Here is a 15996-nt window from a genome sequence, read left to right as displayed (position 1 = left end):
GGACGGCCCCGGCCCTTGCGGGCGGTCGCGCACACGCCCGGTGCCGGGCCCCTCTGAGTGAGGGGCCCGGCACCGGGCGGAGCGGGAGGACGGCCGGGCGGCCGGGTGGTCAGCTCCGGCCCGCCGAGCGCTGGGTGCGCCGGGAGACCGAGTCGATGACGACCGCGGCCAGCAGCACCGCGCCCGTGATCATGTACTGGATGGCGGCGGCGATGCCCAGCAGGGCCATGCCGTTGGCGATCGAGCCGATCACCAGCATGCCCAGCAGCGCGGACCACACCGAGCCGCGCCCGCCGAAGAGGCTGGTGCCGCCGATGACGGCCGCGGCGATGGCCTCCATCAGCAGGTTGCCGCTGCCCGCGCCCTGGTTGGCGGCCAGGATGCGGGAGGCGATCATCAGTCCGCCGAAGGCGGCCATGGTGCCCGCGACGGAGAAGACCGAGATGCGCACCAGCTCGACGTTGATGCCGGCGCGGCGCGCCGCCTCGGTGTTGCCGCCGAGCGCGAAGACCTTGCGGCCGTAGGAGGTGCGCTTGAGGACGAAGTCCAGCGCCACCAGCACGGCCAGGAAGATCAGCAGCGCCAGCGGCATGCCCCGGTACTGGTTGAGCATGTAGGCGGCGCCGAAGGCCAGCAGGGCCAGCACCCAGGTGCGCACGATGATCTCGCTGAGCGGGCGGGCGGGGATGCCGGCCGCGGCGCGGCGCCGGGCGCCGGCGAACTGGACGGCGAAGAAGACGCCGACCGCGACCGCCGCGGTGCCGTAGGCGACGGCGATGTCGGTGAAGTAGTGGTTGGACAGGGTGCCGACCAGGCCGTCGCGGTCCAGGTTGATGGTGCCGTCGGTGCCCAGCACCTTCAGCATCAGGCCGTTCCAGGCCAGCAGGCCCGCCAGGGTGACGACGAAGGCGGGGACGCCGATCTTCGCGAAGAAGTAGCCGTGGAAGGCTCCGACCGCGGCGCCGGTGAGCAGCGCCAGGACGACCGCCAGCCACTCGTTCATCCCGTTGTTGACGGCGAGTACGGCGAAGACGGCGGAGGCCAGGCCGCTGACCGAGCCGACCGACAGGTCGATCTCGCCCAGCAGCAGCACGAAGACGATGCCGACGGAGATCAGGCCGGTGCCGACGATGTAGACCGACAGGTTGGAGAGGTTCTCGGCCGAGAGGAAGGCCGAGTCCTGGATCTGGAAGATCGCCCAGATGAGGATCAGGCCGACGACGACGGGGACGGAGCCCAGTTCGCCGGTGCGCATCTTCCGCGCGAAGTCGGTCAGGTAGCCCGCCAGGCCCTCCTCTCGCACGAGCAGCCGGGGGTCGACGGCGGGCGCGGCGCCCGGGGCGGCCGCGCCGTTGCCGGGGGCTGTCTTCCCGGGGTTCCCGGAGTTCCCGGAGTTCTTGGAAAGCTTGGTCTCACTCACGGTCGGCTCCCCGCGGTACGCGCCTTGCGGCGGGTCACGGCGTTCTCCGTGGCGCCGGTGATGGCGGAGATGATCTCTTCCTGGGATGTGCTCGCGACGTCGAAGACGCCGTTGTTGCGGCCGAGCCGGAGCACCGCCACCTTGTCGGCGACCGCCTTGACGTCCGCCATGTTGTGGCTGATGAGGATGACGGCCAGGCCGCGTTCGCGCAGCCTCTCGACCAGGTCGAGGACCTGGGCGGTCTGCTCGACGCCGAGGGCGGCGGTGGGCTCGTCGAGGATGACGAGTTTCGGCTCGCCCAGCATCGAGCGGGCGATGGCGACGACCTGCCGCTGGCCGCCGGAGAGGGAGGCGACGGGGATGCGGACGCTGGGGATGCGGATCGACAGGGTGTCGAGCAGCTCCCGGGCGCGGCGCTCCATCTCGATCTCGTCGAGGACGCCGGAGCGCAGGATCTCGCGCCCGAGGAACAGGTTGCCGACCACGTCGAGGTTGTCGCAGAGCGCGAGGTCCTGGTAGACGGTCGCGATGCCCAGGTCCTGGGCGTCGTGCGGCCGGTTGACCTCGACGGCTCTGCCCTGCCACTCGAAGACGCCCTCGTCGGCGGGGCCGACGCCGGCGATCGTCTTCACGAGCGTGGACTTTCCGGCGCCGTTGTCGCCCACCAGGGCGACCACCTCGCCGGCGTGGACCTCCAGCTCGACGTCGGTGAGCGCCTGAACGGCACCGAAGCGCTTGGAGATTCCGCGCAACGCCAGTACAGGCGTAGCGGACACGTGAACCAACTCCTAGAACAGGACAGGACGGGGGGCGGGGACCGCCCGGTGCCCGCGCCCGACGGGGTGGAAGGGGGGCGCGGGCACCGGTGGGCCGGCGAAGTGCCGGACCGTTACTTCAGACCGGCCTTCTCGCACGCCTTGGCGTACTTGGCCGTGCAGATCTCCTCCACCGTGTAGAGGCCGTCCTTGACGACGGTGTCCTTGAGGTTGTCGACGGTCACCGCGATCGGCTCGATCAGGGTCGCGGGCACGTCCTTGGTGGTCGCGCTGTCGACGGTGGTCTCGGTCTCCGGCTTCTCGCCGCGGGCCAGGGCGACGGCCATCTCGGCGGCGGCGTAGGCCTCGGGCTGGAAGGGCTTGTAGACCGTCATGAACTGGTCGCCGGAGATGATGCGCTGAACGCCCGCCAGTTCGGCGTCCTGGCCGGTGACCGGGGGCAGCGGGTCGACGCCGGCGCTCTTGAGGGCGGTGATGATGCCGCCGGCCATGCCGTCGTTGGCGGAGTAGACGCCGACGATGTTCTCCTTGCCCAGGGAGGCGATGGCGCCGCTCATGTTCTTGTTGGCCTCTTCGGGCTTCCAGCCGGTGGTGTCGTAGGACTTGCCCACCTTGACCTTGCCGTCCAGGACGGACTTGGCGCCCTTCTTGAACATGGCCGCGTTGGGGTCGGTCGGCGAGCCGTTCATCATGACGATCTGGCCGTCCCCGGCCTTGTCGCCGAGCTCCTCCAGCAGCGCGGTGCCCTGGACCTTGCCGACCTGCTCGTTGTCGAAGGAGGTGTAGGCGGAGATCGGGCCCTCGGCGAGGCGGTCGTAGGCGACGACCGGGATGCCGGCCTGGTCCGCCTTGTTGACCGATCCGGCGATGGACTTGGCGTCCACCGCGTCCAGGATGATCGCGTCCACCTTCTTGGTGATCATCGAGTTCATCTGCTGCTGCTGCGTCGACGCGTCCTCCTTGGCGTTGACGTAGCTGATCTCGCAGTCGGAGCAGAGCTCCTTGATTCTCTTCTCTATGAGGGGCTTGTCGAAGTTCTCGTAGCGGGCCGTCTGGTCCTCCGGCAGCAGCAGGCCGATGGTCAGCGGGCCGTCCTTCTTCTTGTCGTCGCCGCCGGAGCCGTTGCCTCCGGCTTCCTTGGCGCTCCCGCAGGCGGCGAGCGAGACGGCCATGGCGGTTGCGGCCACGGCCACGGCGGTGCGGCGCAGTTGCGTGTTCATACAGAACCTCCCTGACGAGGCCGCGTCACTGCGGCCGAGGTGGCAGGAAGTCAACTCGTAGTAACACCTGCCGTCAAGAAGTAAATTCTTAACGAGACAGCAACGATGCCATGTGTGAACAAGGTGAACGCAGAGTGGCGGCGAGAGCGCTCTCGCCGTCGCGGCGCGGACACGAAGGCACCTTTGGTCCCCGTTCGCCCCGTCCTTCTCTTCGCTTGTTTTCCGCGCGCCCAGGCCCGGCGCCGGACCCGGAACCCGTCAGGCCCCGGCGGAGGCGGCGACGGCCGGCACGCGCCCGGCGGTCCCGTCCGGCGAACCGTTCACCGAGCCGTTCAGCGAACCGTCCAGCAGCGTGGAGTCGCCCATCTCGCTCAGCACCAGAGCCAGCGCGCCCAGCACCTCCGCGCGGCCGCCCAGGGCGCCGGGCACCACCGTCAGCTGCCGGGCCGCGCTGGGGATGGCGTACCGGGAGACCGAGTCGCGGATCGGGCCGAGCACCAGCTCGCCGGCCTCGGCCAGATCGCCGCCGAGCACGACCCGGCTGGGGTTGAGCAGGTTGCACAGGTTGGCGACGCCGCTTCCCACATGACGCCCGACGTCGGCCACCACCCGGCGGCAGCCCGGATCGCCGGAGCGGGCGAGCCTGACCATCTCGGGCATGGTCAGGTCGGGTCCGTGGCTGGAGTGCAGCAGCGGCAGGACGTAGCGGGCCGCGGTGAACGTCTCCAGGCAGCCGCGGTTGCCGCACCGGCACACCGGACCGGACTCGTCCAGCGTGATGTGGCCGATCTCACCCGCGGTGCCGCCCGGTCCGCGGTAGATCCGGCCGTCGATCACCAGACCCGCGCCGACGCCGCTGGCGACCTTGATGTACGCCAGGTCCCGCGCGCCGCGCCCGCTGCCCCACACCAGTTCGCCCAGCGCGCCGAGGTTGGCGTCGTTGTCGACGTGGACCTCCACGCCGAGCCGGGAGGCCAGCTCCTCGCGCGGGTTGGTCCCGGCCCAGCCCGGCAGGATGGTGCTGGAACCCAGCACACCGGTCTCGACGTCGATCGGGCCGGGGACGCCCAGGCCCATCCCGATGACCTTCTCTCGGCGGAAGCCGGTCACCTCGATCAGCCGCTCCACCAGCCGCTCGGCCCGGTCGAAGCCCTGGGAGGCGGAGGCGTCCACGTCGATGGGCTCGGACTCCTCGGCGAGCACCTGGTGGGCCAGGTTGCCGACGGCCACGCGCAGGTGGGAGTGGCCGAAGTCGACACCGACGACGATCCCGGCGTCCCCCGACAGCGAGACGCTGCGGGCCCGGCGCCCTCCGGCGGAGGTCGGGGTGACCTCGACCGTGCCGTTGTCCTTCAGCTCCCGGACGATGTTGGAGACCGTCGCGGCCGACAGCCCCGTGGTCCGGGCGATCTCCGCCTGGGTGAGCGAGCCCGCGATGCGCACGGCTCGGACCACCCGCTCCAGATTGGCCCGGTGCAGAGAGGACTGCGACCCCGGAGTCTCCACGACTCATCCACTCCCGCCTCGACGGGCGGCTCGACGGCCTGCCCGTGGGCCGCACCACGCCGACGCGGTGCGGCTTGTCTCCAACACGTGAACCATAAGGACAGCCTGAAGCGTTCTCTCCCGTCAAGACCTTGAGCGGGGTGGGCGCTCAGATGTTATCCGCGCACGGAGAGTGACGACCCGGGTGCGAGGGGGTGCGAGGGGGCGCTGGGAGGAGCGGAGAGAGGAGCGGAGGGAGGAGCGGAGGGAGGACGCGAAGAGGCGGCCACCGGTGTGCGGTGGCCGCCTCGGGTGCGGCGGGGAAGACGGGGGTGCCGGAGCGTGCCGGGGTGCCGGGGGGGCGTGCCGGGCCTACTTCAGCGCGCCCGCGGTCAGCCCCGCCTGCACCTGGCGCTGGAAGACGACGTAGACGACGAGGATGGGCAGCACGGCCAGGGTCAGTCCGGCGAAGAGCCCGCCCCAGTTGCCGCGGTAGCCGGTCTGGGCCGCCAGGTTGGCCAGGCCCTGGGTGAGCACGTACTTGTCGGCGTCGCCCACGTGCACCACCTGGGGGATGAGGTACTGGTTCCACTGGCCCAGGAAGTTGAAGATCCCCACGCTTATCAGGCCGGGCTTGGCCATCGGCAGCATGACCTGGAAGAAGATCCGGCTGTGCGAGGCGCCGTCGATCTCGGCGGCCTCGGCGATGGAGGAGGGCAGGGTGCGGAAGAAGGCTGACATGAAGAAGACGGTGAACGGCAGCGAGTAGGCGATGTAGACCAGGATCAGGCCGTGGTAGGTGTCCAGCAGCGCGAAGTTCTTCATCACGAAGAACAGCGGCACCAGGGCGACGATGATCGGGAAGGCCATGCCGCCGACGAACAGGAAGTAGACCAGCCGGTTGCCGGGGAAGTCGTAGCGGGCCAGGACGTAGGCCACCATCGAGCCCAGCAGCATGGTGCCGACCACCGAACCGCCCACCACGATCACCGAGTTGATCGTGTACTGGCCGATGTTCGCCTCGTTCCAGGCGAAGGACCAGTTCTCCCAGTTCAGCCTCGTCGGAAGCGACCAGGGGTCCTCCAGGATGGCGCCGGAGGACTTGAGGGAGTTCATCACCGCCCACAGCAGGGGCCCGGCGGCCATCACGGCCCACAGCACCAGGAAGGCGTGCGAGAAGGCGTTGAGGGTGCGTCCCTCCGTGCCGCCCCCACTCCGCCCGGCGTCCTTGTCCGGCGCGTTCGCGGGCCGCCGCGGGCCGCCTGTGCCCTTGGTGAGGGCCGCGGCGGTCTCCTCGGGGTCCCCCGGCCTGAGGGAGGGCGACGGTTCGGCAGTGGTCATGGCTGGTTCTCCCGCTGGCCTGTCAGAACTCGATCCGGTCCTTGCTCCGCCCGAACGCCATCGCCGCCACGGAGAAGACCATGGTGACGATCAGCAGGGCGACGGCGACGGCGGTGGCGTAGCCGGCCTGTCCGTCCTGGAACGCCTTGTTGTACAGGTAGACCGGCGCGACGATGGTCGAGTAGGCGGGACCGCCCGCGTTCACCGTCAGGATGTGCACCACGGCGAAGGCGTCGAGCGCCATGATGCCCATGTACACCCAGCCGGTCTGCACGGTGTCGCGCATCAGCGGCAGGGTGACGCGGAAGAACGTGGTCGTCCGGCCGGCGCCGTCCAGTAGCGTCGCCTCGTAGATCTCGCGGGGGATGGAGCCCATCGCCGCGGAGAAGAGGACGACGTAGAAGCCGACGTTCGCCCACACCATCACGACCACGACGCACCAGAAGGCCAGCCGGGGGTCGCCGAGCCAGCTCTGCTGCCACTCCCCCAGGCCGACGGCCGACAGTACGCCGTTGAGCAGGCCGCCGGCGGGGTTGAAGATGTACTTCCACAGCACCACCACGATCGCGATCGACAGCGCCTGCGGGAAGAAGTAGACGATCTTGTAGAAGTGCGAGCCGCGCACTCCCGCCACGGCCTCGCCCCGCCGGTGCCGGCCGCCGACGTTGAGCATGAAGGCGAAGAACAGGCCCAGTCCGAGGGTGATGACGGGCAGGACCAGCAGCAGCAGGACGTTGTGCCACAGCGCCTTGCGGAAGATCTCGTCCTCCATCAGACGGCTGAAGTTGTCCAGCCCGACGAAGGCGAAGTCGCTGCTCAGGCCCGTCCAGTCGGTCAGCGAGTAGTAGAACGTCTGGAAGAAGGGCGACACGACCAGCACTCCGTAGAGCACCAGGGGCACCGCGAGGAAGCCGGCGACGAACCGGTACTTCAGATAGGTCCGGTAGTGGGGGGAGACGCGCCGCTCCCCGCGGCCCCCGCCGGGTCCTCCCGGCGGGGATGCCGCTTCCTCGGTGGCCTCGGCAACCGCCGGACCGTCACTGGCCATGCCGCCCTCGTCCCATCTGCGTCCTCCGGCTGCTTCGGCTGTTCCGGTTCTTCCGGGCCCCGGCGGGGCTCCGGCTCACGCGTGCTTGTACTTCCTGACGGAGTCGTCCCTGGCCGTCCGGTCGGCGTACTCCTGGCACTTGTTCATGGCCTCGGCGGGCTTCATCCGGCCGGCCAGCAGTTCGGCGAGCACCGAGCCGATCTGCTCCTTGTGGAGGGTCTGGTACCAGTCGAAGATGCGCGGGTTGACCACGTTGTCCCCGGCGTCCTTGAGCGCCTGGCTGGAGGAGGCCAGTCCGGGGGACATCTCCATGCCGTCGGTGGCGCCGGCCACGCAGGTCAGCGACTTCACCAGCTTGGAGAAGTTCTGCGCCGACTTCTTGCTCAGCATGATCCGCAGCAGTTCCATGCCGCCGGCCGGGTTCTTGGCCTGGGCGGGCACTATGAACGGCTCGCCGGCCTGCGCCCACAGGGTGCCGAAGGGCATCTTGTCGGAGTCGTCCAGTCCGGTGACCGCGCCGCAGGCCATGTCGAAGTCGGCGGGCGTGGTGTCGGCGGCCTCGTTCTCCACCCAGGAGCCGTTGGGGATGAAGATGCACTTGCCCTTGGTCCACTGGGTCTGGGACTGGATGTGGTCCAGGCCGGGGGTGCCCCGCAGGACGTAGCCCTTGGCGGACAGCTCGTGGTAGGCCTCGAAGGCGCTCTTGACCGCGCCGTGCTTCCAGGCGCCCGGCTCCAGGTTGTCGATGGCGTCCAGGACCTCCCGGCCGCCGATCTTCCCGATGAACGGGTAGAGGGTGAAGGGGATGTAGTACGGGTGCTGGCCGGCGTACGTCCAGCCCGCGATGCCCTTCTTCTTGGCCTTGGCGCACAGGGCGAGCATCTCGTCCCAGGTCCTGGGGTACTCCCAGTCGTTGTCGGCCAGCAGCTTCTTCGAGTACCACTGGCCGTAGACGGTGTAGGCGTAGTTCAGGCGCCAGACCTTCTCGTCGCCGTACTGGCCCATCTCGACGGTGCCCGGCAGGAGGGTGTCGCGGACCTTGGTGTCCGGGTCGTCGACGGAAGGCGCGTCCAGCAGGGGGCTCAGCTCGGCGAGCTGGTCCTTGGCGACCAGGGTGGCCGCGTCCATCTGCTCGGCGCCGGAGTTGTCGATGAGGTCGGGCGGGTTGCCGCCGACCATTCTGGGCTGGAGGACCGAGCGGATCTTCTGGGTGGCGGTGAGCTTGACCTTGCCGTAGCTCTCCTCGTAGATCTTCGCGGCGTCCTTGCCGTACTGGGTGCCGAAGCCGCCGTCGAAGAGGACGAAGTCCAGGCCGGCGTCCTTGTTGACGCCCAGCGGGTTGTCCTTGGTCTTCTGGCCCTTGGCGACCTCGGTGTCGCCGCCGCCACCACCGCTGGCACAGGCGGAGAGCGCGCTCATGGCGGGGACGGCGATCAGGCCGGCCGCGGTGGCCCGCTTGATCAGATCACGACGGTTGACATCGGTGGATCCCATGCTCAAGTCCTCGCCTTCTGTGGAGGACTCCGGCGTCATGCCGGAACTCCCCCACACCGCTTGTGAGTTGAAGCTGAGTTGTGCGGGATGTAACGCCGGTTGTGCGAAGCCGTGCCGGGCCCTGGCCGGACCCGTCCTCCTCCGGGGCCATGACTTTCGAGCCTTCGTCTTCTCATATGACCGCTCGGACGCCGACAGGTATAGTCCACTCTCCTTCCGGGGGGCAAGATCGGTGCGCGTTCGGGTGCCAGTCTTTCCCGAGTTGAGACCTCCGGGAAACGCGGCGGGGCCGTACCTCCCACCATGGGAGGTACGGCCCCGCCGTCACCGCTTGAACGCCGCCGTCCGGGCCGCTGTCCGCCGCCCGGTCACCCGGGCGGCGGACGGCGGCACCTCACTCGCGGGTCATCCGCGGATCATCCGCAGGTCACCCGCGGATCAGCGAGCGCAGCACGTACTGCATGATGCCGCCGTTGCGGTAGTAGTCCGCCTCGCCGGGGGTGTCGATGCGCACCGTGGCGTCGAACTCCACTCCGGTGTCGGTGGTCACCTTCACCGTGCCGGGGATGCCGCCCTCGTTCAGCGCGGTGATGCCGCTGACGGAGAAGGTCTCCTCGCCCGTCAGGCCCAGCGACTCGGCCGACTGCCCCTCGGGGAACTGCAGCGGCAGCACGCCCATGCCGATCAGGTTCGAGCGGTGGATGCGCTCGTAGCTCTCGGCGATGACGGCCTTGACGCCCAGCAGCGCGGTGCCCTTGGCCGCCCAGTCGCGCGAGGAGCCCGAACCGTACTCCTTGCCCGCCAGGACGACCAGCGGGATGCCGGCGGCCTGGTAGTTCTGGGAGGCGTCGTAGATGAAGGAGACCGGCCCGCCGTCGACCGTGAAGTCGCGGGTGTAGCCGCCCTCGGTGCCCGGCGCGATCTGGTTGCGCAGGCGGATGTTGGCGAAGGTGCCGCGGATCATGACCTCGTGGTTGCCGCGGCGCGAGCCGTAGGAGTTGAAGTCGCGGCGCTCCACACCGTGCTCGGTGAGGTACTTGCCGGCCGGGGTGTCGGCCTTGATGGCTCCGGCCGGGGAGATGTGGTCGGTGGTGACCGAGTCGCCCAGCTTGGCCAGGACGCGGGCGCCGGAGATGTCCTGCACCGGCTCCGGGTCCATGCCCATGCCCTCGAAGTACGGGGGCTTGCGCACGTAGGTGGACTGCGGGTCCCACTCGAAGGTGTCGCCGGTGGGCACCGGCAGCGCCTGCCACTGGGCGTCGCCCGCGAAGACGTCCGCGTAGCTGGAGCCGAACATCTCCTGGCCGATCGCGGAGGCGACGACCTCCTCGACCTCCTGCTCGGAGGGCCAGATGTCCTTGAGGAAGACCGGGTGGCCGTCGGAGTCGGTGCCCAGCGCCTCGGTGGTGATGTCGGTCTTCATCGAGCCGGCGATGGCGTACGCGACGACCAGCGGCGGGGACGCCAGGTAGTTCATCTTGACGTCGGGGTTGATCCGGCCCTCGAAGTTGCGGTTGCCGGAGAGCACCGAGACCACCGCGAGGTCGTGCTCGTTGACCGCCTTGGAGACCTCCTCCGGCAGCGGGCCGGAGTTGCCGATGCAGGTGGTGCAGCCGTAGCCGACGAGGTTGAAGCCCATCTTGTCGAGGTACGGGGTCAGGCCGGCGCGGTCGTAGTAGTCCATGACGACCTTGGAGCCCGGGGCCAGGGTGGTCTTGACCCACGGCTTGCGGGTCAGGCCCTTCTCCACGGCCTTCTTGGCCACCAGGGCGGCGGCGACCATGACGTAGGGGTTGGAGGTGTTGGTGCAGGAGGTGATGGCGGCGACGGTGACGGCCCCGTGGTCCAGCTCGTACTCGGTGCCGTCGGGGGCGGTGACCTTCACCTTCTGGGCCGGGGCGCCGTTGGAGATGGCCGGGGCGTCGGAGGCCGGGAAGGACTCCTTGCTGGCCTCGTCGACGTCGCCGCCGTCCTTGACGTAGTTCCGCACGTCCTGCAGGAACTGGTTCTTGGCGTCGGCCAGGACGATGCGGTCCTGCGGGCGCTTGGGGCCGGCGATGGAGGGCACGACGGTGGAGAGGTCGAGCTCCAGCTTCTCGGAGAAGTCCGGCTCGGCGGCCGGGTCCAGCCACAGGCCCTGCTCCTTGGCGTACGCCTCGACCAGCGCGAGCTGCTGCTCGGAGCGGCCGGTCAGACGCAGGTAGCTGATGGTCTCGCCGTCGATGGGGAACATCGCCGCGGTGGAGCCGAACTCCGGCGACATGTTGCCGATCGTGGCGCGGTTGGCCAGCGGCACCGCCGAGACGCCCTCGCCGTAGAACTCGACGAACTTGCCGACCACGCCGTGCTTGCGCAGCATCTCGGTGATGGTCAGCACCAGGTCGGTGGCGGTGGTGCCGGTGGGCAGCTCGCCGGTCAGCTTGAAGCCGACCACCCGCGGGATGAGCATGGAGACCGGCTGGCCGAGCATCGCGGCCTCGGCCTCGATGCCGCCGACGCCCCAGCCCAGCACGCCCAGGCCGTTGACCATGGTGGTGTGCGAGTCGGTGCCGACCAGGGTGTCGGGGTAGGCCTGGCCGCCCCGGACCATGACGGTGCGGGCCAGGTGCTCGATGTTCACCTGGTGGACGATGCCGGTGCCGGGGGGCACGACCTTGAACTCGTCGAAGGCGGTCTGGCCCCAGCGCAGGAACTGGTAGCGCTCGCGGTTGCGGCCGTACTCCAGCTCGACGTTCTGCGCGAAGGACTCCGGGGTGCCGAACTTGTCGGCGATGACGGAGTGGTCGATGACCAGCTCGGCCGGGGCCAGCGGGTTGATCTTCGCCGGGTCGCCGCCGAGCTCCTTGACGGCCTCGCGCATGGTGGCCAGGTCCACCACGCAGGGCACGCCGGTGAAGTCCTGCATGATCACGCGGGCCGGGGTGAACTGGATCTCCTGGCTGGGCTGGGCGCTGGCGTCCCAGCCGCCCAGCGCCCGGATGTGGTCGGCGGTGATGTTCGCGCCGTCCTCGGTGCGCAGGAGGTTCTCCAGGAGGACCTTCAGGCTGTACGGCAGCCGGGCGGAGCCCTCGACCTTGTCCAGCCGGAAGATCTCGTACGACTCGTCGCCCACCTGCAGCGTGCTGCGGGCGTCGAAGCTGTTCGCCGACACGACAGTCTCCTTCAAGTGCATGGGTTCGCGCGTACCACCGCGATCCTGCCGCCCCGGGCCCCGACCGCTTCGCTCAGGCTGACCTAAGTGGAGGGTCGCCCGGCGAAGCCTCGGTGGACGCGGCGGCGGTACGTCTCTCGGTAGATATCTCGATGTCGAGATAACTCTAGTACATGGCCGCTCCACGGTCATGCCCCGCCTCGCTGCGGGTACCCGCACACCCTCGCCCAAGCACCGGCGCGGGCATAGGGCGAACATGCGCTTGCCCGATAAAAGGGTGAAAGTAAGAAGAAAAACAGAAACTCACCCAAGCCCCGGATGTTGACATCTCATATCTGAGATAACATCCACCACATGACCGACGACTACCTCATGCGCATCGGCAAGCTCATCCGTGACGCCCGTCAGCACCGTGGCTGGACCCAGGCCCAGCTGGCGGAGGCACTGGCCACCAGCCAGAGCGCGGTCAACCGCATCGAACGAGGCAATCAAAACATCAGTCTTGAGATGATCGCCCGTATCGGTGAAGCCCTGGACAGTGAGATCGTCTCACTGGGCTACTCCGGCCCGATGCATCTGCGGGTCGTCGGAGGCCGCCGCCTGTCCGGCGCCATCGACGTCAAGACCAGCAAGAACGCCTGCGTCGCCCTGCTGTGCGCCTCCCTGCTGAACTCCGGCCGCACCGTGCTGCGCCGGGTCGCCCGGATCGAGGAGGTCTACCGGATCCTGGAGGTGCTCGGCTCCATCGGAGTGCGCACCCGCTGGATCAACGACGGCGCCGACCTGGAGATCGTCCCGCCGGCCGAGCTGGACCTGGACGGCATCGACGCCGACGCCGCCCGCCGCACCCGCAGCATCATCATGTTCCTCGGCCCCCTGCTGCACCGCATGGACCACTTCCGCATCCCGTATGCCGGCGGCTGCGACCTGGGCACCCGCACCGTGCAGCCGCACATGAGCGCGCTGCGGCACTTCGGACTGGAGGTCACCGCGACCGAGGGCACCTACCACTCGGTGGTGGACCGCTCGGTGCGCCCCACCCGCCCCATCGTGCTGACCGAGCGCGGGGACACCGTCACCGAGAACGCCCTGCTGGCCGCCGCCCGGCACGACGGCACCACCGTCATCCGCAACGCCTCCTCCAACTACATGGTCCAGGACCTGTGCTTCTTCCTGGAGCAGCTGGGCGTGCGGGTGGAGGGGGTGGGCACCACCACGCTCACCGTCCACGGCGTCCCCCACATCGACCGCGACGTGGACTACTCCCCCTCCGAGGACCCGGTGGAGGCGATGAGCCTGCTGGCCGCCGCCGTGGTCACCGAGTCGGAGCTGACGGTGCGGCGGGTGCCGATCGAGTTCCTGGAGATCGAGCTGGCCGTGCTGGAGGAGATGGGCCTGGACCACGACCGCGGCGCGGAGTACCACGCCGACAACGGCCGTACCCGCCTGGTCGACCTCACCGTGCGGCCCTCCAAGCTGGAGGCGCCGATCGACAAGATCCACCCGATGCCGTTCCCCGGCATCAACATCGACAACGTGCCCTTCTTCGCGGCCATCGCCGCCAGCGCCCAGGGCAAGACCCTCATCCACGACTGGGTCTACGACAACCGCGCCATCTACCTGACCGACCTCAACCGGCTCGGCGGCCGCCTCCAGCTCCTGGACCCCCACCGCGTCCTGGTCGAGGGCCCCACCCGCTGGCGGGCCGCCGAGATGATGTGCCCGCCCGCCCTGCGCCCGGCCGTGGTCGTGCTGCTGGCGATGATGGCGGCCGAGGGCACCTCGGTGCTGCGCAACGTCTACGTCATCAACCGCGGCTACGAGGACCTGGCCGAGCGGCTGAACTCGGTGGGCGCGCGCATCGACATCTTCCGCGACATCTGAAGGCCGAAATGCCGCCGCGCCCCCTCCGGCCCGCGATGCGCTGTGATGCGGCGGGCCGGAGGGGGCTGCGGCGGCAGGACCGGCCGGGCTCAGCCGGGCTGGGAGGCGGAGACGGCGCAGGCCGCGGACAGCAGCTGGGCGTCGAGCAGGCCGGCGTCCGCGAGCCGGGTGCCCCTGGAGTACGCCCCGAGGACGGCCTTGGCCAGCGGAAGCGCCTCGGGCGGGCGGCGGAGCAGCGGTTTGACCCAGGCCTCGACGGCCGCGTCGAGCTCACCGGCCGGCACCGCCTTGTGGAGGATGGACATCTCCTGTGCCTCCTCGGCCCCGAACGGGGCGCAGGTGAGGAGGAGTTCGCGGATCCTGGCGGTTCCGGCCTCGCTGAGCAGCCGGGGCAGGACACCGCCCCACACCGGTGCCACGCCCAGGGCGACCTCGGGCAGCCGGAACCGGGTGGTGTCCGCCCCGGCCCGCAGGTCGCAGAAGACGGTGAGGGCGAGGCCGGCGCCGATGACCTTGCCGTGGACTTGGGCGATGGTGATCGCGGTGGTGGTGTCCAGGGCTTCGCAGACGCGCCGGGCCTTGTCGGCGATCACACGGAGTCCGCCCCCGGTGGGGTCCGCCTTCAGGGAGGTGGCGAACTCCTCCCGGTCGGCGCCCAGGCAGAAGTGCTCCCCCGCCCCGGAGAGCACCAGGACCCGGATCTCGGGGCGGTCGCCGACCGCGCCGAGGACGGCGAGGAGTTCGTCGAGGGTGGCGGCGGTGAGGGTGTTGCCGGTCTCCGGGCTGTCCAGGCGGACGTGCAGAACGGGTCCGTCCTGGCTGACGTGGAGCGTCTTGTACCGGTTGTCTGTCGGGGTGGTCACGGGCACCTCATGGCAGGGCGACGGGCAGGGTGAGCATGCGGCGGAAGGCGACCCGCGGGGCCCACTGGGGCTCGCGGGCGAGGACGAGGGAGGGGAAACGTTCGAGCAGGGCGGTCAGCAGGGTCGTGGCCTCCAGGCGGGCCAGGGGCGCGCCGAGGCAGTAGTGGATGCCCCCGCTGAAACTCAGGTGGGCCGCTTTGCGGCGGACGTCGAAGGTGTCGGGGTCGGGGTGGTGGGCGGGGTCACGGTTGGCGACGCCGATCATGATGTGCACCATCTGGTCCGCGCGGACGTCGACGCCGGCGATGGTGAGGTCCTTGCGCGCGATGCGGCTGGCGACGTGGGTGGGCGCGTCGTACCGCAGCGCCTCCTCGACCGCCGCGGGAACCTGTTCGGGGTGACCGCGCAGCCATCCCCACTGCCTGGGGTGCCCCAGGAGGAGCTGGACGGTGGTGGCCAGCAGGGTGGAGGTCGTCTCGAGTGCGGCCAGGAGGACGAACAAAGTGGTGTGGTAGACGGCTTCGTCGGCGGCCTCCCGGTCGGGCTCGATCTCGTCCCAGGCCCGGATCCAGGCCGAGACCGGGTCGGAGCCGGGTCTGGAGCGGCGCTCGCGGACCAGGGCGGTGAAGTAGCCGCGCAGCTGCGCCGTCGCCGCGTCGGACAGCGCGAGCTGGCTGGCGGAGGGGAGGAGCTCCTGGGCGAAGACCTGATCGTGGGTGAGGTCGCGCAGCAGCGGGTAGTCCGCGGCCGGCAGGCCGAGCCACCGGCCGATGGTCATGACGGGCAGTTCCTCGGCGACCAGGGGCACGAAGTCCGCCTCTCCGCCGGTGAGATGTTCGGCGAACCGGTCGAGGAGACCATCGGTGATCCCGGCGACCGGGTGCCGCAGTTCCTCCAGCGATCTGCGGTCGAGCCTGCTGCTGGTCACCCGGCGTACCCGGGTGTGGTCGGGCGGGTTGAGCGCGGGCAGGGTCTTGCTCATCTCCTGGGAGGACACCGCGCTCCACCGTGTCGCTTCCCCCTGACTGGCACGCCACCGGGCGTCGGGGACGTGCCAGTCTCTGCTGCGCAGTACCTGGTCGGCCAGGCCGAAAGAGGTGATCAGGTGCCCTCCCCACGGGGCCGGGACGATGTCCCCCATCGCCCGGAGTTCCGCGTAGTAGGGGTAGGGGTTCCGCTGGCCGACGGCGGTCCGCAGGCGGGATATGAGGGCTGCGGCGGAACGCCGGTCGACGGATGGGGCTATCGCGGGTTCCACGCTGAGGGCTCCTTCGGGACAAGCGGTCGGAATGACCTGCCGTCCCTACCCGTGCG

Annotated in this window: 11 protein-coding genes; 1 reads left to right on the top strand and 10 read right to left on the bottom strand. The window is 69.8% G+C overall.

Going from position 1 to position 15996, the window contains the following annotated elements; translation table 11 throughout:
• Positions 1-109: 109 nt before the first annotated feature.
• The 8 genes from CUT83_RS09250 to acnA form a co-directional block, all read right to left on the bottom strand.
• Positions 110-1420, bottom strand: a complete 1311-nt coding sequence (locus CUT83_RS09250; protein ID WP_240958335.1) for a sugar ABC transporter permease — start codon at positions 1418-1420, stop codon at positions 110-112.
• Positions 1417-2205 (bottom strand): ATP-binding cassette domain-containing protein, encoded by a 789-nt coding sequence (locus CUT83_RS09245; RefSeq protein ID WP_165869611.1) that lies wholly within the window; start codon positions 2203-2205, stop codon positions 1417-1419. The genes CUT83_RS09250 and CUT83_RS09245 overlap by 4 nt, the downstream gene beginning before the upstream one ends.
• A 104-nt stretch (positions 2206-2309) precedes the next feature.
• The gene (locus CUT83_RS09240) at positions 2310-3416 is read right to left on the bottom strand and encodes an ABC transporter substrate-binding protein (protein WP_101255382.1); all 1107 of its coding nucleotides are present in this window, start codon (positions 3414-3416) and stop codon (positions 2310-2312) included.
• Between the two features lie 258 nt (positions 3417-3674).
• On the bottom strand, positions 3675-4922 hold the full coding sequence (locus tag CUT83_RS09235; protein WP_101255381.1) for an ROK family transcriptional regulator: 1248 nt from the start codon (positions 4920-4922) through the stop codon (positions 3675-3677).
• Between the two features lie 351 nt (positions 4923-5273).
• Entirely contained in the window at positions 5274-6242 is a 969-nt protein-coding gene (locus tag CUT83_RS09230; protein ID WP_101255380.1) for a carbohydrate ABC transporter permease, read from the bottom strand.
• A 22-nt stretch (positions 6243-6264) separates the two neighbouring features.
• Complete coding sequence (locus CUT83_RS09225) at positions 6265-7290, bottom strand: carbohydrate ABC transporter permease (protein WP_101255379.1); 1026 nt, start codon at positions 7288-7290, stop codon at positions 6265-6267.
• Positions 7291-7365: 75 nt separating this feature from the next.
• Positions 7366-8784 carry an N-acetylglucosamine/diacetylchitobiose ABC transporter substrate-binding protein gene (ngcE, locus tag CUT83_RS09220; RefSeq protein WP_101255378.1) on the bottom strand — a complete coding sequence of 473 codons (1419 nt, stop codon included), beginning with the start codon at positions 8782-8784 and terminating at the stop codon, positions 7366-7368.
• Positions 8785-9211: 427 nt separating this feature from the next.
• Positions 9212-11935, bottom strand: coding sequence for an aconitate hydratase AcnA (gene acnA / locus CUT83_RS09215; RefSeq protein WP_101255377.1), 2724 nt, complete (start codon positions 11933-11935; stop codon positions 9212-9214).
• A gap of 354 nt (positions 11936-12289) precedes the next feature.
• Between acnA and CUT83_RS09210 the strand changes: the two genes are divergently transcribed.
• Complete coding sequence (locus CUT83_RS09210) at positions 12290-13819, top strand: helix-turn-helix domain-containing protein (RefSeq protein ID WP_101255376.1); 1530 nt, start codon at positions 12290-12292, stop codon at positions 13817-13819.
• A gap of 89 nt (positions 13820-13908) precedes the next feature.
• Here the strand turns inward: CUT83_RS09210 and CUT83_RS09205 are convergent, their stop codons facing one another.
• Positions 13909-14688: an enoyl-CoA hydratase/isomerase family protein gene (locus CUT83_RS09205; RefSeq protein ID WP_101255375.1), complete on the bottom strand. Its 780-nt coding sequence runs from the start codon at positions 14686-14688 to the stop codon at positions 13909-13911.
• A 1-nt stretch (position 14689) separates the two neighbouring features.
• On the bottom strand, positions 14690-15940 hold the full coding sequence (locus CUT83_RS09200) for a cytochrome P450 (RefSeq protein WP_101255374.1): 1251 nt from the start codon (positions 15938-15940) through the stop codon (positions 14690-14692).
• Between the last annotated feature and the right edge of the window lie 56 nt (positions 15941-15996).

It is taken from the genome of Streptomyces barkulensis (assembly GCF_002843305.1).
Lineage (GTDB): Bacteria > Actinomycetota > Actinomycetes > Streptomycetales > Streptomycetaceae > Streptomyces > Streptomyces barkulensis.
This window is presented reverse-complemented; position numbering and strand designations above follow the sequence as displayed.

Coding starts and splice junctions, on each gene's coding strand:
- CUT83_RS09240 (WP_101255382.1), bottom strand. CDS start 3,416: ATGAACACGCAACTGCGCCGCACCGCCGTGGCCGTGGCCGCAACCGCC.
- CUT83_RS09230 (WP_101255380.1), bottom strand. CDS start 6,242: ATGACCACTGCCGAACCGTCGCCCTCCCTCAGGCCGGGGGACCCCGAG.
- CUT83_RS09225 (WP_101255379.1), bottom strand. CDS start 7,290: ATGGCCAGTGACGGTCCGGCGGTTGCCGAGGCCACCGAGGAAGCGGCA.
- ngcE (WP_101255378.1), bottom strand. CDS start 8,784: ATGGGATCCACCGATGTCAACCGTCGTGATCTGATCAAGCGGGCCACC.
- CUT83_RS09210 (WP_101255376.1), top strand. CDS start 12,290: ATGACCGACGACTACCTCATGCGCATCGGCAAGCTCATCCGTGACGCC.